The 21715-nt window shown below is 34.1% G+C and carries 19 protein-coding genes and 1 pseudogene; 14 read left to right on the forward strand and 6 right to left on the reverse strand.

Features of this window, described 5'->3' with window-relative positions; translation table 11 throughout:
• Positions 1–49 precede the first annotated feature (49 nt).
• Positions 50–1477 carry a tRNA (N6-isopentenyl adenosine(37)-C2)-methylthiotransferase MiaB gene (miaB, locus tag H3U97_RS09035; protein WP_065579031.1) on the reverse strand — a complete coding sequence of 476 codons (1428 nt, stop codon included), beginning with the start codon at positions 1475–1477 and terminating at the stop codon, positions 50–52.
• A 254-nt stretch (positions 1478–1731) separates the two neighbouring features.
• On the opposite strand from miaB, the gene H3U97_RS09040 reads away from it, so the two are divergent.
• Complete coding sequence (locus H3U97_RS09040; RefSeq protein WP_086353932.1) at positions 1732–2964, forward strand: N-acetylmuramoyl-L-alanine amidase; 1233 nt, start codon at positions 1732–1734, stop codon at positions 2962–2964.
• 29 nt (positions 2965–2993) lie between these two features.
• Here H3U97_RS09040 and rsmG read toward each other — a convergent pair whose 3' ends face one another.
• A complete protein-coding gene (rsmG, locus tag H3U97_RS09045) occupies positions 2994–3593 on the reverse strand; it encodes a 16S rRNA (guanine(527)-N(7))-methyltransferase RsmG (protein WP_065613525.1) in 600 nt (199 codons plus the stop codon).
• Complete coding sequence (gene mnmG / locus H3U97_RS09050; RefSeq protein WP_065579028.1) at positions 3571–5463, reverse strand: tRNA uridine-5-carboxymethylaminomethyl(34) synthesis enzyme MnmG; 1893 nt, start codon at positions 5461–5463, stop codon at positions 3571–3573. The genes rsmG and mnmG overlap by 23 nt, the downstream gene beginning before the upstream one ends.
• 512 nt (positions 5464–5975) lie before the next feature.
• Here mnmG and H3U97_RS09055 point away from each other — a divergent pair.
• The 3 genes from H3U97_RS09055 (at position 5976) to H3U97_RS09065 (ending at position 8522) form a co-directional block, all read left to right on the forward strand.
• Positions 5976–6854, forward strand: coding sequence for a putative type VI secretion system effector (locus H3U97_RS09055; protein WP_198198748.1), 879 nt, complete (start codon positions 5976–5978; stop codon positions 6852–6854).
• A 202-nt stretch (positions 6855–7056) separates the two neighbouring features.
• Positions 7057–7740: a DnaA inactivator Hda gene (hda, locus tag H3U97_RS09060; protein WP_065579026.1), complete on the forward strand. Its 684-nt coding sequence runs from the start codon at positions 7057–7059 to the stop codon at positions 7738–7740.
• A gap of 2 nt (positions 7741–7742) precedes the next feature.
• Complete coding sequence (locus H3U97_RS09065) at positions 7743–8522, forward strand: Cof-type HAD-IIB family hydrolase (RefSeq protein ID WP_198198749.1); 780 nt, start codon at positions 7743–7745, stop codon at positions 8520–8522.
• Between the two features lie 33 nt (positions 8523–8555).
• Here the strand turns inward: H3U97_RS09065 and H3U97_RS09070 are convergent, their stop codons facing one another.
• The 3 genes from H3U97_RS09070 to tusB all read right to left on the reverse strand — a co-directional run bounded on the left by H3U97_RS09070 (position 8556) and on the right by tusB (position 10666).
• A complete protein-coding gene (locus tag H3U97_RS09070) occupies positions 8556–9662 on the reverse strand; it encodes an anhydro-N-acetylmuramic acid kinase (protein WP_198198750.1) in 1107 nt (368 codons plus the stop codon).
• Between the two features lie 4 nt (positions 9663–9666).
• A complete protein-coding gene (locus H3U97_RS09075; RefSeq protein WP_065651973.1) occupies positions 9667–10230 on the reverse strand; it encodes a Sua5/YciO/YrdC/YwlC family protein in 564 nt (187 codons plus the stop codon).
• Positions 10231–10384: 154 nt separating this feature from the next.
• On the reverse strand, positions 10385–10666 hold the full coding sequence (gene tusB / locus H3U97_RS09080; RefSeq protein ID WP_065579023.1) for a sulfurtransferase complex subunit TusB: 282 nt from the start codon (positions 10664–10666) through the stop codon (positions 10385–10387).
• 145 nt (positions 10667–10811) lie between these two features.
• On the opposite strand from tusB, the gene tsaE reads away from it, so the two are divergent.
• From tsaE to purT, 10 genes and pseudogenes are all read left to right on the forward strand, one after another.
• On the forward strand, positions 10812–11300 hold the full coding sequence (tsaE, locus tag H3U97_RS09085) for a tRNA (adenosine(37)-N6)-threonylcarbamoyltransferase complex ATPase subunit type 1 TsaE (protein WP_198198751.1): 489 nt from the start codon (positions 10812–10814) through the stop codon (positions 11298–11300).
• A gap of 59 nt (positions 11301–11359) precedes the next feature.
• Positions 11360–12064: pseudogene (locus tag H3U97_RS09090) on the forward strand (N-acetylmuramoyl-L-alanine amidase); the annotation flags it as partial.
• Between the two features lie 20 nt (positions 12065–12084).
• On the forward strand, positions 12085–13944 hold the full coding sequence (mutL, locus tag H3U97_RS09095) for a DNA mismatch repair endonuclease MutL (protein WP_198198752.1): 1860 nt from the start codon (positions 12085–12087) through the stop codon (positions 13942–13944).
• Entirely contained in the window at positions 13941–14852 is a 912-nt protein-coding gene (gene miaA / locus H3U97_RS09100; protein ID WP_198198753.1) for a tRNA (adenosine(37)-N6)-dimethylallyltransferase MiaA, read from the forward strand. The genes mutL and miaA overlap by 4 nt, the downstream gene beginning before the upstream one ends.
• A 312-nt stretch (positions 14853–15164) precedes the next feature.
• Entirely contained in the window at positions 15165–15410 is a 246-nt protein-coding gene (gene hfq, locus H3U97_RS09105) for an RNA chaperone Hfq (RefSeq protein WP_065555596.1), read from the forward strand.
• 21 nt (positions 15411–15431) lie between these two features.
• Entirely contained in the window at positions 15432–16727 is a 1296-nt protein-coding gene (gene hflX, locus H3U97_RS09110) for a ribosome rescue GTPase HflX (RefSeq protein WP_198198754.1), read from the forward strand.
• Positions 16728–16750: 23 nt separating this feature from the next.
• Entirely contained in the window at positions 16751–17965 is a 1215-nt protein-coding gene (gene hflK, locus H3U97_RS09115; RefSeq protein ID WP_198198755.1) for an FtsH protease activity modulator HflK, read from the forward strand.
• 14 nt (positions 17966–17979) lie between these two features.
• Positions 17980–18942 carry a protease modulator HflC gene (gene hflC / locus H3U97_RS09120; RefSeq protein WP_065579016.1) on the forward strand — a complete coding sequence of 321 codons (963 nt, stop codon included), beginning with the start codon at positions 17980–17982 and terminating at the stop codon, positions 18940–18942.
• A gap of 19 nt (positions 18943–18961) precedes the next feature.
• The gene (locus H3U97_RS09125; RefSeq protein WP_198198756.1) at positions 18962–20260 is read left to right on the forward strand and encodes an adenylosuccinate synthase; all 1299 of its coding nucleotides are present in this window, start codon (positions 18962–18964) and stop codon (positions 20258–20260) included.
• Positions 20261–20350: 90 nt separating this feature from the next.
• Positions 20351–21532 carry a formate-dependent phosphoribosylglycinamide formyltransferase gene (purT, locus tag H3U97_RS09130; protein WP_198198757.1) on the forward strand — a complete coding sequence of 394 codons (1182 nt, stop codon included), beginning with the start codon at positions 20351–20353 and terminating at the stop codon, positions 21530–21532.
• The last annotated feature ends 183 nt before the right edge of the window (positions 21533–21715 follow it).

Below are 21715 nucleotides of genomic sequence, written 5' to 3' on the forward strand. Positions count from 1 at the left end.
TAAATTATCATCTTTAATTATTAATTAAATTACACTTCTATTTGTATAATTATGGTTGATAAATACCAACGCCTAAATTATTTTCTTTACGAGTTCGCGAAATAACTGAAATTGGTGATTCACTAACCCGTAGATCCATCTGATCTTCAGTTCTCACTACTTTACCACGCAATGAGTTAGGATAAACATCGGTAATTTCAACATCAACAAATTTACCAATCATATCTGGATTGCCAGCAAAATTAACAATACGATTATTTTCAGTTCGGCCGGTTAATTCCATAAGATCCTTTTTAGATGGACCTTCAACTAAAATACGTTGTACGGTATTTAACATACGACGACTAAATTGCATAGCTTGTTGATTGATTCGCTCTTGAAGAATATAGAGCCGTTGTTTTTTCTCTTCTTCAGAAACATTATCTTCCATTTCCGCAGCAGGCGTACCCGGACGAGCTGAATAAACAAAGCTATAACTTAAGTCAAAATTAACATCAGCGATCAATTTCATAGTTTGTTCAAAATCTTCTTGGGTTTCACCCGGGAAACCAACAATAAAATCAGAACTGATTTGAATATCTGGGCGAACTTTACGTAATTTACGAATAATTGATTTATATTCAATTGCAGTATGAGTTCGTTTCATCAAGTTCAATACGCGATCAGAACCACTTTGTACTGGTAAATGTAAAAAGTTAACCAGTTCAGGCGTATCACGATAAACATCAATAATGTCATCGGTAAATTCAATTGGATGGCTAGTGGTAAAACGAATACGATCAATACCATCAATAGCAGCAACTAAACGTAATAATTCAGCAAAAGAACAGATATCACCATCAAAGGTTGGTCCGCGATAGGCGTTTACATTTTGCCCTAATAAATTCACTTCACGAACACCTTGTTCTGCTAACTGAGCAATTTCATAAATTACATCATCACAAGGTCGACTTACCTCTTCACCACGGGTGTAAGGTACCACACAATAAGTACAGTATTTGTTACATCCTTCCATTATGGATACAAATGCCGTTGGACCTTCACTGCGAGGTTCGGGGAGACGGTCAAATTTTTCAATTTCAGGAAAACTAACATCAACAACATGCTGGCCATTACCACTGCGGATCTGTTCAATCATATCTGGCAAACGGTGAAAGGTTTGTGGTCCAAAAATAATATCAACAAAAGGCGCTCGTTTACGAATATGGGCACCTTCTTGTGATGCGACACAGCCACCAACACCAATAATAATATTAGGGTTATGTTGTTTTAAATTTTTCCAACGACCTAGTTGGTGAAAAACTTTTTCTTGGGCTTTTTCTCGAATAGAACAGGTATTTAATAATAAAATATCTGCTTCTTCGGCATTTTCTGTTAAGGTTAAACCATGGGTGGATTCAAGGAGATCTGCCATTTTAGTTGAATCATATTCGTTCATTTGACAGCCCCAAGTTTTGATATGTAATTTTTTGCTCATCAATAACTCAGCTATATTTAATTGTTAAAATGAAAACGGGTTTAAATCCGCGATTTTAGCGAGCCATATTGTAATCCTTTGTGATTGTAGGGTCTATAATAAATATAAAAAACTATATTTATTACTTTATATATAAAAAATAAACAATTAGTTATTTATTTATCGAAAAAACAACTGATTATGATAATCATTCTTTTTATTTTATGTTATTATTCTCGCCCTATTAATATTTTTAACAATATAAGTATTTAGGTATGTCAAAAACATTTAGTCCAACAAAGCGCTTTTTAATTAAAGGCATTATTGCGACTTGTTTATTGTCTGTCACGCGAGTTGGCTTTGCTGCGGCAATGGCTCAGGTTATTGCTGTGCGTGTTTGGCCATCATCAACTTATACACGAATAACGTTAGAATCAAACGCCAAACTTAATTATAAACATGCAAATTTGTACAACCCCGACCGTATTGTTATTGATATTGATAATCTCAATTTAAATCCAATTCTAAAAACGATTTCAACAAAAGTACTAAGCCGAGATCCTTTTATTAAATCTATTCGTGTGTTGCAGTTAGATCCCAAAACTGTCCGTTTGATGATTGAATTAAAACAAGGTATTGATCCAAATACATTTACATTACCACCAATTGCTGAATTCAAACATCGATTAGTTGTTGATCTTTATCCATCTAAACCAACTATAACTGATGATGATCCACTGTTAGCACTCTTAGAAGAGTATCAAAAAGGCGATCTCAATAAAAAACAATCTCAAATAAAATCACCATCCAATAAGAAGAAAAATTCACCCATTATCGTTATGCTTGATCCGGGTCATGGTGGTGAAGATCCTGGCGCTATTGGTTATAAAAAGACTAGAGAAAAAGATATTGTGTTGCAAATTGCTCGACGCACTTACAATTTGCTAAAAAAAGAACCCAATATCAAAGTATATATGACTCGTAATGAAGATGTATTTATACCTTTAAAAGTTCGCGTAGCAAAAGCACGATCTTTACATGCAGATCTATTTATTTCGATTCATGCAGATGCTTTTGCTAATCGCTCTGTTAAAGGCTCATCTGTATTTGCTTTATCAACCCGTGGTGCCAGTAGTTCAGCAGCCAGTTATTTAGCACAAACCCAAAATGATGCCGACCAAATAGGTGGAGTGAGTAGAAGTGGTGATAAATATTTAGATAATACGATTTTAGATTTAGTACAAAAAACAACCTTGTCTAATGGGGTATTATTAGGTTCAGCTATTTTAAATCGAATGAAAAACGTGAATAAACTACACAAACCATCGATTGAAAAAGCGGGTTTTGCGGTATTAAAAGCGCCAGATATCCCATCAGTTTTAGTTGAAACAGCCTTTATTAGTAATATCAATGAAGAGCAAAAACTTAAGACTGCTTCCTTCCAAAATCAAGTATCTAAAGCAATAGTTGATGGTATTAAAGATTATTTAAAACGTCGTAAAAATTGATCTAATAATTTTTTAGATCAATTTTACCTTTACTGAATGATCATTAATCGTCGTTCAGCATTTAATTCCGGAATAGTCAGTTTAATATTTTGTTTAAGAGTAAACCCATCAGGGATCTCATCAAGATCGCTACCTTTTAATGCGTAAAATGATCCTTGCTGGTTAGGAAGATGTTTACACCAAGTTAGCATATCTTGCAAAGAAGCAAATGCTCGGCTGATGACCCCATCAAATTTTTTCTCATTATATTCTTCTATACGGCTTTGAATTGGTTGAATATTCTTTAATTTTAATTCAAATTGAACTTGCTTTAAAAAGCGGATCCTTTTACCTAAACTATCCACCAGATCAAATTGCTTATCAGGATTAATGATGGCTAAAGGGATCCCAGGTAATCCAGGACCCGTTCCCACATCAATAAAAGTATTACCAACCAAATAAGGTGAAACAACTAAACTATCCATAATATGTTTAATTAACATTTCACTAGGATCGCGCACTGCGGTTAAATTGTAAGCTTTATTCCATTTATTAAGCATTTCAACATAATCGATCAACAGATCAATTTGCTGTGAAGTGATCGAAAGATCCGTTTGATCAATAAGATTAATGAGTTTCTTTTTTAACATAGTTTTTCTTTTTTAAATAAACTAATAACATTGAAATTGCCGCTGGCGTAATGCCAGAAATACGTGAAGCTTGGCCAATTGAAACAGGTTTATGCTGTTTTAATTTAGCAACGACTTCATTAGATAACCCTGATATTTCAGCATAATCAATGTGCTCAGGTATAAGGGTTTCTTCATTTCGTTTTTGTCTTTCAATTTCTTCAATCTGTAATTTTATATAACCATCATATTTTACTTGTATCTCAACTTGTTCAGCGGCTTGAGTATCAGTTAAACCTGGTGCAAAAAGCGATAATGATTGTAGTGTTTTGTAGCTCATTTCAGGGCGTTTAAGTAACTCTTCACCATTAGCTTCTTTGGTTAAATTAGCACTTAGTACCGCGTTAACTTCATCGATTGTTTCAATATGAGGGTGAACCCAAATATCACGAAGGCGTGCTCTTTCTTGTTCTATAGCTTCAAATTTTTCATTAAATCGTTGCCAACGATAATCATCAACCATGCCAAGTTGTCGGCCTATTTCGGTTAAACGAATATCGGCATTATCTTCACGTAACATTAAGCGATATTCAGCACGAGAAGTAAACATACGGTAAGGTTCATTAGTGCCTAAAGTACAAAGATCATCAACTAGCACCCCTAAATAAGCTTGATCACGAGTAGGGAACCATTGATCTTGATCATATACAAATCTTGCCGCATTTAAACCTGCCAACATACCTTGAGCAGCAGCCTCTTCATAACCGGTAGTGCCATTTATTTGACCAGCTAAAAATAAACCTTTGATCACTTTGCTTTCTAAAGTTGGTTTAAGATCACGCGGATCAAAATAATCATACTCAATAGCATAACCAGGTCTTACTATATTCGCATTTTCTAGTCCTTTCATACTACGGACAAAAGCTAATTGTGTATCAAACGGTAAACTGGTAGAGATCCCATTTGGATAAATCTCATTACTATCTAACCCTTCTGGTTCTAAATAGATCTGATGAGAATTACGATCAGCAAAACGCATTATTTTATCTTCAATAGACGGACAATATCGCGGGCCAACACCTTCAATCACACCTGTGTACATAGGACTACGATCTAAGCTATTACGAATGATCTCATGGGTTGTTTCATTAGTACTGGTTATATAACAAGGGATCTGTCTAGGATGCTGTTTAGCATCGCCTAAAAATGAAAATACAGGTACTGGATCATCACCATATTGAGTGCCTAATTTCGAAAAGTCTATTGTTCTGGCATCAATACGTGGCGGTGTTCCTGTCTTTAATCGTCCCATTCTAAATGGATATTGATGTAAAGATTTGGACAAACCGATCGAAGCGGGATCGCCAGTTCTACCACCACTATAATTATCTAAACCTATATGGATCTTACCATCTAAAAAGGTACCTGTTGTAAGTACTACAGCTTTTGCTTTAAAAGAGACGCCCATTTGGGTAACTACACCAGTGATCTGATCGTTTTCGATGATCACATCTTCAACGGATTGTTGAAATAACATTAGATTTTCTTGGTTTTCCAGTGTAGTTCTTATTACTTTACGATATAAAGATCGATCCGCTTGAGCACGTGTTGCTCTTACCGCTGGTCCCTTACTGCTATTTAAGATCCGAAACTGGATCCCTGCACGATCTATAGCTTGAGCCATTAATCCGCCCATAGCATCAATTTCTTTTACTAAGTGCCCTTTACCAATACCACCGATTGCTGGATTGCAGGACATTTGTCCTAATGTATTGATATTATGCGTTAAAAGTAATGTTTTTCGGCCCATTCTTGCTGATGCCATTGCAGCTTCAGTTCCGGCATGGCCTCCACCAACGACGATGACATCAAAAAGATCTGGATAAAACATATAAAGCCTCGTTTTTTATATTACTGATAGATGATCACTATTTTTGATCAGGTGATTTGGTTTTATTTAGCGTTACGAATTTTACTCATCTTTTTTATTACGTCAAATGATCTATTTTGATCGCGATCTAAATTAAATAAGATCTTTTATATGATCTTTTTATTTTTACTATTATTAAGTTAGATCGTTTTTGTTGATAACTAATTTTTGTGCTTATTTTATATGATCTTATTGATCAGTTAATTCTGTTAATTGATCGGATCTTTTTTTAATTAAACTTGTTTATAACTATCTTATTTATCCACAATCTTGATTTAAATTAAGGTTATTAATGCGATTATAACAGCTTATGATCGTTGTTTATCACAGAGTTATCCACAAAAAATAAGTTTAATTGCTTAAATTTTTATCTTTTATTGTTTATAAATTAGCCTTTCCAATTTAAGTTAATTAGAGGATTCTAGTTAAAAACAATTTATAATAGCAGAAGTTGTATAGATAAATATGTTGTTATGAGTATTAAACAGTTCTACAAAATTCAAAATAAGATAGTCAGTCGTACTTGGCGCCATCAACCAACTTATCCTGTTTTACCGAGTTGGGAGACTGAATTTGTCTACATTAAAGGAATAATAGAACGTATAGATTTACAAGAAGAGTATAATTATTTTGAATTTGTATCTAAAAGTGCAGTTGAAAATAGGATAATTAATGCTCGTATTCATGTTGTTAGATCTCTTGAGTCCAATTTTGAGAAATTTAGGAAGCGTGTTTTAGCAAAACAAGTTAATCCTTTTTTAATTAAGGCTAATTTTGTTAATGTTCAAATTGATGGTGTTATTTATCGAGGTTGGATAGGTGATTGCCCTTTTCAAGCGGGTGAAGAAGTTGCTGTTATAGCGCAGTGGCAAGAAGATCATTATGAACTTTATGCTTTAGCTAAACCTGATGAAAGGATTATTAGTATATGTCCTAATTGCAGTAAAGGACGAATAGCTTATTTAATACATCAAGCTAAAGCGACATTATTTCTGATTCTTTCTTTTATGATTCTTTTTAATGTTTTTTATATTTTAGTTTGGGGTAGTCTCTATCAATTACTTCATTTAACAGCTGAATATATCTCTTTTATGAAACCTATATTCTTTGGTAGTAGTATTTTTTGTAGTATTGGTATGATTATTGAATCTATACCTAATGTTAATAAAAAAGCAAAAATAGCCGAGAAAATTTTTAAAACTTTAAATCTGCCGAAAATAGCTAGAATGGATTTAAGACGTTTTACTAATAAAAAAGTAGCTAAATTAAAACAAAAAAAGCAGCATAATAGTGTGAAACCTTCTAAAAGGTTCTTTCCTAGAAAAGATGAAAATAATTTATTTTATTATTAATTAATAATAATAAGTTAAAGTTTATAGCTATATAGCATTTTAGCTATGTTATTATTTGGTTTTTTGTAAATTAACTAGTTTTTATATATCGACTTTTAATAGCTGCTTTTGCTAACTTGTTTTGTTCTCTATAAAAGTGATTGATTTTTGTGAAAGCAAATTTATACTTAGTACGATTGTATTTTTATTGTGAGGTTATTTTATTACTCTTTCACAGTTGCCTTTACCTTTTATATTACCTAATAACGAAACATTTGATAGTTTCTACGTAGGTGATAATCAGCTATTGTTTGATTCTTTGCAAACCTTACTTGATAGGGAAGGTTTTAATGTCTTTTATATATGGTCAGCAAGCGCAGCTGGTCGTACGCATCTATTACATGCTTCAAGCCAAAATAAATTAGCTAGTTATATTCCATTAAAACAACATGTGTTATTGGTTCCAGAAATTTTACAAGGTTTAGATAATTATGATTTGGTTTGTTTAGATGATATTGATGCTATAGCGGGTCATCGAGATTGGGAAGAGGCAATATTTGATTTATTTAACCGTCTAACTGAAAAAAATGTTAGTAAACTTTTGATTACTGCTTGCGCACCGCCTAAACAAATTCCTTTTATCTTACCTGATTTAGCTTCAAGATTAACTTGGGGGCAAGTCTATCAGCTAAAAGAGTTAAATGATGAAGATAAACTAAAAGCTTTGCAACTTAGAGCACAATTGAGTGGTTTTGAGTTATCAACTGAAGTTGGCTTGTTTTTATTAAAACGGGTTAATCGCGATATGCGAACATTGTTTTCCTTAATGGAAAAATTTGAAGTTGCAACATTAGCTCAACAACGCAAATTAACCATTCCTTTTATTAAAAATATTTTGGATTTATAAAAATGACTAAAAAACCTGAAGCTATCGTTTTTTTTGATTTAGATGGTACTTTATTTGATAGTAATATAGAAGTGTTGCCAAGTTCTTATACAGCAATTGAAAAATTAAAACAAAATAATATTATACCAATGATAGCAACAGGCCGAACACCTATGGAAGCTGCTAAATTGATGAAAGATACAGGTATAAATTCGATTATAGCAATGAATGGCCAAGTTGTTATTTATGAAAAAGAAGTCATATTTACTAATAATATTGATAAAAATGTTATTACTAGATTGTATGAATTTTCACGAGAAAAGATGAATATTCCTTTGTCTTTTTATAATTATAATAAAATGCGCGTCAGTGAAATTAATCAAGCTACTGAACAGTTTTATCGTTCTTTAAAACTACAAATTCCTCCTGTTGATGATCAAATTTATTTAAAAGAACCTCTTCAGATGTTGTTATTACTTTGTGAACAAGGTGAATCAGCTTATCGAGAAGTCTTTCCTGAATTAACTTTTATTCGTAATACTCATTATTGTGTTGATGTCTTTAACCATGGCGGATCGAAAGGTAATGGCATTAATGAATTAATAAAAACTAAAGGTTTTGATAATGTACCTACCTATGCATTTGGTGATGGCATGAATGATTTAGAAATGTTCTTAACCGTTGATCATCCAATCGCTATGGCTAATGCAGTTGATGATTTGAAAGATAAAGCTGAGTATATAACCGATAATAATGATAACGATGGTATTGTTAAAGCACTGCAAAAATTTGGTTTAATTTAGATTTATATATAAAAATCAGTAGATAAAAGAAGGTTATTGATAAATAACCCCTAAACATACAGATTGGCTTGCTCCAGTAACTTCTGGAATATTGGATGGAATATTATTTATTCTACAATAAGCAAGCCAAGCAAAAGCGATCGCTTCCATATCATCACTGTTCACCCCTTTAACATCAGTCGTTAAAACTTGCCATTTGGGTAATAATATTGATAAGCGTTCCATAATGAGTGGGTTTTTTGCGCCACCTCCACAGACTAACAATTGACATGGTAAATGCATTTTTATTGATAATTTATTAATCTCTTGGGCAATTGTGGTAGCAGTAAATTCTACCAATGTCGCTTGAATATCTTGGCCATTTAAAGCAAAGTCAGTTAATTTTTGCATCAGCCAAGCTAAATTAAATAATTCTCTGCCAGTACTTTTTGGCGCGGGTAATTGGAAATAATCTTCATTACATAATGCACTTAATAAGTTTTGATTTACTTTACCTGATTTTGCCCATAAACCATCTTTGTCATAGCTTGTTCCGAGGCTTTTATTTATCCAACCATCAAGCAGTACATTACCAGGACCAGTGTCGTAGCCAATCACTGATTGGTCTGGTATTAACACAGAAATATTACTGATACCGCCAATATTTAACACTACACAGTTAATTGCTGGGTTTAAAAATATTGCTTTATGAAAAGCAGGAACTAATGGCGCACCTTGACCACCATAAGCCATATCTTTACGACGAAAATCGGCAATAGTCGTAATGCCTGTTTGGGCGGCGATGATATTGGCATCACCTATTTGCATAGTAAATGGATTAGCACCATTCGGCGAATGATAAATAGTCTGTCCATGACAGCCAATCGCTTTAACTTGTTTGTTATCAATATTATTTTGTTTTATAAATTGATTAATACTTTTAGCGTAAAGTATGCCGAGTTGATGATCGAGTTCGCCTAAATCTTGTAATGATGTTTGTTTACTATTACAAAGCGTTAATAATCGAGTTTTAATTTCGTTTGGCATTGGATAGCAATCACTAGCAATAGCGGTAATTTTTCCATTGCTGATATCAACTAATGCGATATCTACTCCATCCATACTGGTACCCGACATTACACCAATATATAAATTTTGCATAATATTACCCCTGTCGAATGATAGTGCCAGTTAGCACATCGCGAATGATTGACGGTTGTGAACGATTGCCTGTTTGACCAGCTAAAATGGGAAAATTATTACCGAATTGGTTAGCCACTTCTAACGCTGTTTTACAAGCTGGATGGCCAGAAAGATTGGCACTGGTTGAAACTAATGGCTTAGCAAATAAATCACATAATTTACAAACTAAAGGATGATCGGTAACACGAACAGCAATCGACTGATATTTTCCACTTAAAAAATTAGGGGTATTAGTATTCTTGGGAAAAATCCAGGTATTTGGTCCCGGCCAACTGTTAAACGCCATTTGTATTTGTTCTTTCGTTACTGCCGATTGATCAATATAAGGGATCAGTTGTTGATAATGACTGGCAATTAAAATCAATCCTTTATCAACTGAACGTTGTTTTAGATTTAACAGTTTATACACTGCTGATTCACTGTCAGGATCACAACCTAAACCAAAAACGGCTTCAGTTGGATAAGCAACAACTTCACCTTTTTGTAATAGTCGATTAATTTCTAGTAGAGTTAATAAGTTTGCCATCAAATTTGTATGTTTACCCAATATCATTAAAATTTATATTAAACTCAGGTAAGACTATTTGCAAATTGGCAACAATAGAATTAATAATGTTATTACAATGAATATCGCTTATTTGCTGTGATAGATAAATTAGCTTTTATCGAAAATAGCAAAATTATTCCCAATTCATTTGCGGAAAATAGTTAACTGTTAAATCAATAACCTGTTGCAGGTTGATAATTTTAACTCTTGAATCAATTAGGTCGCCTAAGCCTCGAGCATTAATGTCGTTATCAAGTACATAACAATGATGGGTGTTTTGCAAAATAGTATTTAATGTAGGGTTATCTTGACAACACATAATTACACCATTTTGCCAAAATAGTACGGCATCTTGCGCTGAAATTAACGTTGGATCGATTGTTGATTGGTTCGCTGTTGCAATGGTATGTAACATTTTTCCTCTTTTAGCGTCAAATTTACCCTTAAAAAACCCCGTTCCTCAAAATTTTTTCGGTAAAAATTCAACTTAATCTTAGTTGGTACATCTTTAATGGTTATTAGTATATAATAAGGGCTATTTATTGAGCAAAGAATTCGTTATGAAACCCATTATTTTAGCCAATGAACAATTAGCTAACGAACAAGAGACAATATTGTTTGGTAAACAGTTGGCAAAACAGTGTTTAAATTATTTATCTAATCATGATAGTGCAATTGTCATTTATCTGATTGGTGATCTTGGCGCAGGTAAAACCACTTTTAGTCGTGGTTTTTTGCAACAATTGGGTCATCAAGGTAATGTTAAAAGTCCAACTTATACATTAGTTGAACCTTATCAATTTGATACATTTTCAGTTTATCATTTTGACTTATATCGCCTTGGTGATCCAGAAGAGTTAGAGTTTATGGGCGTTCGCGAATATTTTTCCTCAAGATCTATTTGTTTGATTGAATGGCCTATGCAGGCAAGAGGTATGTTACCTGCTGCTGATATTGAAATTCATTTGGCCTATTCAGCACTTGAACGTACGGTTAGTGTGCAAGCGAATAGTGAAAAAGGCCAAGCTATTATCACTCCATTACTATAAAAATTAGCGAAAAAACAATGAAGAAAATATTAACTTTTTTTATATTATTATTACTATGTAGTTCAGCTTATGCGGCAAAAGTTGTTATTGCCGTCGATGCTGGACATGGTGGTAAGGATTCTGGTGCTGTTGGTAAAAATGATTTATATGAAAAAAATGTAACGTTATCGATAGCTAAAAAATTAACTAATTTATTAAATAAAGATCCTAATTTTAAAGGGGTTTTAACCCGCAATACGGATAATTTTATTTCAGTTCCTCAGCGTTCTGATATTGCGCGTAAAAATAAAGCGAACTTGTTAATTTCTATCCATGCTGATGCCGCACCGAATCGTAATGCTTCTGGTGCATCAATTTGGGTATTATCTACTAAACGCGCTGATACTGAATTGGGGCGTTGGCTGGAACAGGATGAAAAACAGTCACAGTTATTAGGTGGCGCTGGTGATGCATTAAGTGATGATCACGACCAAAATTTAAGCCAAGCAGTACTCGATTTACAATTCTCTTATTCGCAGCGTGTTGGTTATGAACTTGCTAGTCAGGTTTTAAAAGAGATGAAAGGGGTTATTAAATTGCATAAAGGTGTACCTGAACATGCTAGTTTAGGCGTATTACGTTCACCTGATATCCCTTCAATATTGATTGAGGTTGGATTTATTACTAATCAAGCTGAAGAAAGTTTGCTGGCTAGTAATGCTCATCAAGACAAGATCGCTAAACTGATTTATCAAGGCATAAAAAATTATGTCAAAAAAAATCCTAATTTTGGAGAACAGCATTAATGGCAATTCAAATTCTATCACCGCAACTAGCTAATCAAATTGCTGCTGGTGAAGTGGTAGAACGGCCTGTATCGGTAATTAAAGAGTTAGTCGAAAACAGCATTGATGCAGGTAGTACGCAAATTGATATCGATATTGAACAAGGCGGTAGTAAATTAATTCGTATTCGTGATAATGGTGGTGGTATTGCTAAAGACGAATTAGCATTAGCTTTAGCTCGCCATGCGACTAGTAAAATTAGTTCATTGGATGATTTAGATACTATAATGAGCCTAGGCTTTCGTGGTGAAGCGTTAGCCAGTATTAGTTCTGTAGCTAGGTTAACTTTAACGTCACGTACCGCCGATCAATCTGAGGCATGGCAAGTTTATGCTGAAGGTCGAGATATGAAACCAACCATTAAACCTGCGGCACATCCTGTTGGTACCTCGGTTGAAGTTCTGGACTTATTTTATAACACGCCTGCTCGACGTCGTTTTCTAAAAACTGAAAAAACTGAATTTATGCATATTGAAGAATTTGTTAGGCGTATAGCTCTAGCTAGACCTGATATCTCTTTCAATCTGCAACATAATGGAAAACTAATTAAACAGTATCGAGCATCTGCACTTGAAAAACGTGTTGAATTGGTTTGTGGACGTACATTTGTGCAAAAAGCAGTAAAATTAGATTGGCAACATGATGATTTGTTAATTCAAGGGTGGGTAGCAAGTAATGAAATTAGTGATCTGCAATATTTTTATGTTAATGGTCGAGTAATAAAAGATAAATTAATTAATCATGCGCTGCGCCAAGCTTATATTAGTCGAACTAATGAACAACAAAGTTATGTGGTTTTTCTACAAATCGATCCTAAACAGGTTGATGTTAATGTTCATCCTGCTAAACACGAAGTACGTTTTCATGAAGCAAGATTAGTACATGATTTTGTTTATCAAGCTATTGTTATGGCTCTTGAATCAAGCCAACAGCTTGCCGATGATGAAAAATTGATAATAACACCTAATCGACAAGCTGCTGGTGAAAATATTTTTAATCAAAAAATAACTGCGGAGCCTAAAAGCTATTCTACGACTAACGTATTACCTAAAAAACCGATTAATCATGTTAAAGAAAATGCAATTTATGGTCAGTTAATTGATACTAAACCAAGCTTTGAAATTGAGAAAACGCAATCTAATCAGTTGCCGTTAGCCGATGATAATGATTCAATAACTGCACCACAACAAGCGGTTATTGAGGGGTTATTTCCTAAACGAAATGTACCATTACAATCACTGCAACAGCAACTTGATAGTTCTTCATTAGTACAGTTTGGTCGAGTATTAACCGTTATTCAACCTGATATAGCTTTGCTTGAAAAATTGCAAGATAGTCAGCAAACATTTATGCTTATGAAGTTAAATATTGCTGAGCAAAAAGTAAAAGCAATAAAATTATTATCTCAAGAGTCAGAAAAATTACTGATTCCACTAACAATTTTAGTCAATCAAAAAGAACAACAAGTATTAAGTGATTATCGACCGCAATTAAATTTTTTAGGATTTGATTTTTATATTGATAAAGCCAAATTTCATTTGCATAATGTGCCGAAAATGTTGCGAACTACTAATTGGCAACAATTATTACCAAGTTTAATTGATTTTCTTTTATCTGATCAATCGTCTGTTATCGATCCTACGCAAATTGCAATGTGGTTGGCAGAAAATAGTAGTGATAATTATGTGGAGAGTTGGAGCGTAACCAAAGCTATCCAATTATTAGCACAACTAGAACAGATAGATATTAATTTATTAAAAAAAGATACGTTTTTGTATCCGATTGATCTTCAATCTTTATCACAATCAATTTTATCATGAATAAAGCAAAAATTATTTCATTAATGGGGCCCACTGCATCCGGTAAGACGGCTTTTGCCATGGAACTTTATGACAAATATCCGATTGATATTATTAGTGTTGATTCGGCGCTTATTTATCGTGGTATGGATATTGGTAGTGCCAAACCAACTAAACAAGAACAGCAAAAATATCCTCACAAATTGATTGATATCTGCGATCCAGCTGAAAGTTACTCGGCAGCTAATTTTCGGCATGATGCGATTGAAGAAATTGAAAAATCGTTAAGTAATGGTCGAACGCCATTACTGGTTGGTGGAACAATGCTGTATTTTAAAGCTTTAATTGACGGGCTTTCACCTCTTCCTGCTGCGGATAGCGATATACGGCAACAAATTGAAGAAAAAGCCAATAAATTAGGTTGGCAAGCGATTCATGAGGAGTTAAAAAAGGTTGATCCAGTGTCAGCTCAGCGAATTCATCCAAATGATCCGCAACGGCTTAATCGTGCATTAGAGGTTTATCTCATTTCTGGTAAAAGTTTAACTGAGCTTACCCAAGAAAGTGGTGAAGCATTACCTTATGACATTATACAGCTAGCTATTATGCCGGAAGATCGAGCTGAGTTACATCAACGTATTGAGCAACGTTTTTTACAGATGTTAGATCAAGGTTTTGAAGAAGAAGTAAAAACACTTATGCAGCGTTCTGATCTGCATACCAATTTACCTTCTATCCGTTGTGTAGGCTATCGTCAAATGTGGGAATATCTCAATGGCGATACTAGTTATGATGAGATGGTGTTCAAAGGTATTTGTGCTACTCGTCAATTAGCGAAACGGCAAATTACTTGGCTAAGAGGCTGGAAACAACCGATAACATGGTTAAATCAAGATAATAAAGATACTGTTTTTAAGCATATTTTTTAAATTATAAATTACAGCAATAGGTATTAGCGTTTTTTCTATTTGATTATAATAATAAACAGAAATTTTTCATTTAGGAAACCTTTCTAAATTTACAATATCTATCATGTATGTTTTTTTGTATGAATTTCGTTAATTTTTTAAATTTTTAGTTATTTGTGCATAAATTGTAGTTGATTAGTTTAAGAGCTGGGTTTTTTATGTTATTTTGATAAATACTACATAAGTATGTTATGTTGCAATCGTATAAATCATCATTTCGATTGTATATTTATTTTATCTTTATATTTTTATTTCATCTTAAAGGATAAACTCATGTCAAAAGGGCAGTCATTACAAGATCCTTATTTGAATTTGCTTCGTCGCGAGCATATTCCAGTATCAATTTATCTAGTTAACGGTATTAAATTACAAGGACAAATTGAATCATTTGATCAGTTTGTTATTTTATTAAAAAATACTGTTAGTCAAATGGTATATAAACACGCAATCTCTACTGTTGTTCCTTCAAGACCAATTTCTGGTTTAGTATCTCAGCCTGAAGAGGAAAGCGAAAGCTAATTATTTGAGTGGAGAATGTGATTGTTTGAGCGATATAAAGGCGGCGAGTCTGCTTTATTAGTCCATGTATTCTTCCCTCAAGAAAGCGATATCGAGGATTTAAAAGAGTTTGAAGTACTTGTTTCTTCTGCTCAAATTGAAATTCTCGATATTGTGACAACCTCAAGAAAGTCTCCGCAAGCTAAATATTTTATTGGTGAAGGAAAAGCGTTAGAAATTGCCGATAAAGTAAAAGAACTGAATGCTTCAGTTATTCTAGTCAATCATACCTTAACCCCAACTCAAGAACGAAATTTAGAACAACTATGTGAATGTCGTGTAGTCGATAGAACAGGATTGATTCTGGATATTTTTGCTCAACGTGCTCGAACCCATGAAGGTAAGTTGCAAGTTGAATTAGCGCAATTACAATATCTGTCAACACGTTTAGTTCGAGGTTGGACTCACTTAGAACGTCAAAAAGGTGGTATAGGCTTACGAGGTCCTGGAGAAACTCAGCTAGAAACCGATAGACGATTAATTCGTCATCGTATTCAGTTAATCTTATCAAGACTTGCCAAAGTTGAAAAACAACGCAATCAAAATCGTCAATCTAGACAAAAAGCAGATTTATCAACGGTATCACTAGTTGGTTATACCAATGCTGGCAAATCGACACTATTTAATGCACTAACTAATGCTGATGTTTATGCTGCCGATCAATTATTTGCTACGCTAGATCCAACCTTAAGACGCATTATGGTTGATGATGTTGGCGAAGTTGTTTTAGCTGATACGGTTGGATTTATTCGTCATTTACCTCATGATCTGGTTGCTGCTTTTAAAGCGACTTTACTTGAAACACAAGAAGCATCACTGCTATTACATGTTGTAGATGCTGCTGATCCTAATTTATTAGATAATATTCAAGCTGTTGATGAAGTTTTACTTGAAATTGATGCCCATGATATTCCTACTTTGTTGGTAATGAATAAAATTGATTTAATCGAAGGTAAGCAACCAAGTATTGATCGTGATGAAAATGGTGTGCCAATTCGAGTTTGGATTTCAGCACAAAATAGTTTAGGATTAGAGCTCTTATTTACTGCATTAAAAGAAAGGCTTGCCGGTAAGATTCAAGTTTGTCAATTAAACTTGCCTATCCATCTAGCAAAACTTAGAAGCCGTTTATATAAATTAAATGCGGTGGAACATGAAGTCATTAAAGATGACGGCAGTTTTCAGCTAAATATAAGAATGCCTTTAATTGAATGGAATCGCCTCTGTAAACAAGAGCCAGATCTGTTATACTTAATCAATACGCAAAATAACAACTAATTGTTAAATGGAGCATATAAAATATGGCGTGGAATCAGCCCGGTAATAACGGACAAGATAACGACCCATGGGGAAATAATAAGAAACCTTCCAATTCGACGGGAGGAATATTCGACCAAATTAAAGATCTCTTCAAAAAAGGGAGTTCAGGTAATAATCGAGGACCTTCTGATATTAAGCTATCAATGAATAGTTCAAAAATTATTTTGGCAGTGATAGTTGTTCTTATCCTAATTTGGGCGGTAAGTGGTTTTTATACTATCAAACAAAATCAACGAGGTGTGATAACTCGTTTTGGGCAAGTTCAACCTGAAATTATTCAACCTGGTTTGAATTGGAATCCATCATTCATTGATAAAGTTTATAAAGTCGATACGCAAGGTACTTATAATTTCAATGTGCATGGCGATATCATTACAACAAGTGAAAAAGGTGAAAACTTAGTCTTTGTTGAAATGAACGTACAATATCGTATTAGTGATCCAGTTAAATATTTATTTAATGTGACTAATGTTGAAGATAGTTTACGTCAAGCTGCGGATAGTGCACTTAGGACTTCAGTAGGTAGTTCTAACATTGATGCTATCATTTCAGATGGTCGTTCAGATTTAGAAGATAGTACTAAAGATGAATTAAATAATGTTATTTCTCATTATGATATGGGGATTACTATTGTCGATCTTAACTTCCAAGTTGCTCGTCCTCCTGTAGAGGTACAAGATGCTTATGCTGATGCAATTAGAGCTCAAAATGATAGTGAACGTGAAATAAAACAAGCTAAAGCAGATAAAGTCCAATTAGTTCAGCAAGCTGAAGGTCGTTCGGCGACCATTCTAGCGGATGCCAATGCTTATAAAGTAAAAGTAGAATTAGAAGCAATTGGTGATGTTGCTCGGTTTGAAAAATTGTTACCGCAATATAAAGCTGCGCCCGAAATTACTAAAGATCGTTTATATATCGAAACGATGGAAAAAATATTAGCTAAAACGCAAAAAGTTATTGTTAATGATAAGAGTGGTAATTTATTAGTACTACCGTTAGAACAATTATTAAAAAATAAAAATGAGCAATCATCTGAATCAACTACAGCAAATTCTGATAGTGATTATAATATTAATCTGCCAAATCCTTTAGATGCAGAAAGTGCTCAACAAAATGGTGTTGAAGCAGAAAATCATAGCTCAACTACTACTAATAATAATTCTAATAATCGCACTAGACGGACTATGGGTCGATAAGGAGAAAAAAGAATATGCGAAAATTATTGATTCCTATAGTTTTAATTTTAATTGGCGTACTTTTTTCAAGTATCTATGTAATAGAAGAGGGTACTCGTGGTGTCGTTTTACGTTTTAATAAAATTATTGGTTTATCTGAACCTGGTTTACATTTTAAAATGCCATTAATCGATAGCGTTAAAACTATTGATGCCAAAATCCAAACTACCAATAGTTCAAATAATAATAATGAACAACGTTTTTTTAATGTACAAAAGAAAGAACTGATTGTGGACTATTTTGTGCAATGGAAAATTGTTGATTTTAACCGTTATTACGAAACTATTGCTGGTGGTAATGATGTTAATGACTTAATTTTAGCTCGCTTAAATGGTCGTTTACGTTCTGAGATTGGTAAACTAAATAATCGAGATATCATTAATGATTCTAATGCCGATACCAAATCAAGAAATTCATTAATGGCGCGAGTTAAAGATTCGTTAAATGGTTCATCACAAGAGGGTGAAGAAAATTTACCGATTGATAAATTAGTTACTGATGCGAAAAAAGATCCTGAAAACAGTAAAACCAGTTTAAGGGCTTTCGGTGTTGATGTAATTGACGTTCGAATTAAACAAATTAACTTCCCTGCTGAAGTCTCTGAATCGATTTATGCAAACATGAGAGCTGAACGTGAAGTTATTGCTCGTGACAAACGTTATGATGGTATCAAACAAGCTGAGGAAATAAGAGCCGAAGCTACATTTGAAAAAACTAAAATCATATCAGAAGCCGAACGTCAATCCCGTTCAATTCGCGGTGAAGGTGATGCCAATGCTGCTAAACTTTATGCTGACGCTTTTGGTAAAGATATTGAGTTTTTTAGCTTTATTCGTAGTTTAAAAGCTTATGAACAAAGCTTTACAGGTAATGATGTTATGGTCATTAGCCCTGATAGTGAATTTTTCCAATACATGAAATTAAAGTCTAACAAATAATACAATGAGTAAATAAACTATGAGTAATAATGTTGTTGTGCTAGGTACACAATGGGGTGATGAAGGCAAAGGTAAAGTTGTTGATTTACTCACAGAAAAAGCCAAATATGTAGTACGTTATCAAGGCGGACATAATGCTGGTCATACTTTAGTTATTAATGGTGTAAAAACAGTATTGCATTTAATACCATCTGGTATTTTGCATAATGATGTCATAAGTATTATTGCTAATGGTGTTGTACTTTGTCCTGAAGCACTTATGAAAGAGATGAAAGAGCTTGAAGATAATGGTATTCCAGTGAAAGAAAGGCTACTTATTTCAGAATCATGTCCTTTAATTTTGCCTTACCATATAGCATTAGACCAAGCCCGAGAAAAAGCTCGTGGTAATAAAGCAATTGGTACCACCGGTCGCGGTATTGGTCCAGCATATGAAGATAAAGTTGCTCGTCGAGGATTGCGTGTTGGAGATTTGCGTGATCGTCAGGCATTTGCTGAAAAATTAAAAGAAGTTATGGAATATCATAATTTCCATTTAGTCAATTACTATCAATCAGAAGCTGTTGATTATCAGAAAGTACTTGATGAAACATTAGCGATTGCTGATATTTTGGTGGCAATGATTGCTGATATTCCTACATTACTTGAAAATGCGCGTAAAAATGGCGAAAGAATCATGTTTGAAGGTGCACAAGGTACTTTACTTGATATCGATCATGGTACCTATCCTTATGTAACTTCTTCAAATACTACTGCTGGTGGCGTAGCAACAGGATCTGGTTTTGGTCCTCGTTATGTTGGTTATGTATTAGGTATTGTTAAAGCTTATTCAACTCGTGTTGGTGCAGGTCCTTTCCCAACGGAATTATTTGATGACGTTGGTGAATATCTCTGTAAGCAAGGTAACGAATTTGGTGCAACTACCGGCCGTCGTCGTCGTACCGGTTGGCTTGATGCTGTTGCAGTACGTAAAGCGGTGCAACTTAACTCTGTTTCAGGTTTTTGTTTAACTAAGCTGGATGTTTTAGATGGACTAAAAGAAGTCAAAATCTGTGTTGGTTATCAATTACCGAATGGTGATGTTATCCAAAATGCACCAGCAGCAGCTGAAGATTGGAGTTTAGTCAAACCAGTATATGAAACTATGCCTGGCTGGAGTGAATCAACTTTTGGTGTCAAAAGTTATGACGCATTGCCACCTGCAGCTAAAGCTTATATTAAACGAATTGAAGAATTAACTGAAACACCAATTGACATTATATCAACTGGACCGGATCGAAGTGAAACTATGATTTTACGTGATCCATATTTGGTGTAATTTAGCATACAGAAAATCGGGGTAACTATCCCGATTTTTTATTTTTTGCTTGTTAATAAAGTATAATCATTAAATCTCTAAGAGGATACTATGGCAAAAATAGGGACACCACTTTCATCAAGTGCTACCAAAGTATTACTTTGTGGAGCCGGTGAATTAGCCAAAGAAGTTGTTATTGAATTACAACGTTTTGGCTGTGAAGTTATTGCTATTGATCGTTATGCCAATGCCCCCGCTATGCAAGTAGCCCATCGTTGTCATATTATTAATATGCTAGATGGTAATGAACTTAGAAAAGTTATCGAGGCTGAAAAACCTGACTATATTGTTCCTGAAATAGAAGCAATTGCTACTGACACCTTGGTCGAATTAGAAGAAGCCGGATTTACTGTTATTCCCACCGCTAAAGCGACGCAATTAACCATGAATCGTGAAGGTATTCGTCGTCTTGCTGCTGAAGAACTTAAATTACCAACCTCTCCATATCGGTTTGCTGCAACTGAAAGCGAATATAAACTTGCGGTTAAGGAAATCGGTTTTCCTTGCTTAGTTAAACCGGTTATGAGTTCTTCTGGTAAAGGGCAATCTTTATTAAGAAGTGAAGCTGATATTGAATCTTCATGGAAATATGCTCAAGAAGGTGGTCGTGCCGGAAGTGGTAAAGTTATTATTGAAGGCTTTGTTGACTTCGATTATGAAATAACGTTATTAACCGTTAGACATATAAGTGGTGTTTCATATTGCCAGCCTATTGGTCATCGGCAAGAAAATGGTGATTATCGAGAATCATGGCAACCTCAGCCGATGTCGGCTAATGCATTGTCTTTAGCGAAAGATATTGCTACCAAAATAACCGAAGCTTTAGGTGGTTATGGATTATTTGGCGTTGAATTGTTTGTGAAAGGTGATCAAGTCTGGTTTAGTGAAGTATCTCCACGACCACATGATACCGGCATGGTAACATTAATATCGCAAAATCTTTCTGAGTTTGCATTACATGCTAGAGCGATTTTAGGATTACCAATACCTTTAATAGAACAATATGGTGCTAGTGCATCAGCAGTGTTAATCGCAAATGGTGATTCTGACAAAGTTGCATTCTCTAATTTAGATAAAGTACTAAGTGAAGCAGACACTGATCTACGTTTATTTGGTAAACCTGAAGTAAAAGGTATAAGAAGAATGGGAGTTGCATTAGCTAAAGCGCCAACTGTAGAAAATGCGGTTAAAAAAGCGGTTAATGCTATTAAACAGCTAAAAATAACCTTTTAAATGGCTTTATTGAGTAAAAAGCAATCACTTGAAGAAAAAAAAGCAAATTTTGTAAAATAGGGGTTGACGTAGACAGGTGAAATGAGTAACATACGCAACCCTTGAGACAGCAAACTGAAACAAGAAATTGTGAAGTAAATTAAAACGCTGTCAGCTCTTTAAAAAGAAGAAACAGACAATCTG

It is taken from the genome of Gilliamella sp. W8128 (assembly GCF_016100545.1).
GTDB lineage: Bacteria > Pseudomonadota > Gammaproteobacteria > Enterobacterales > Orbaceae > Gilliamella > Gilliamella apis.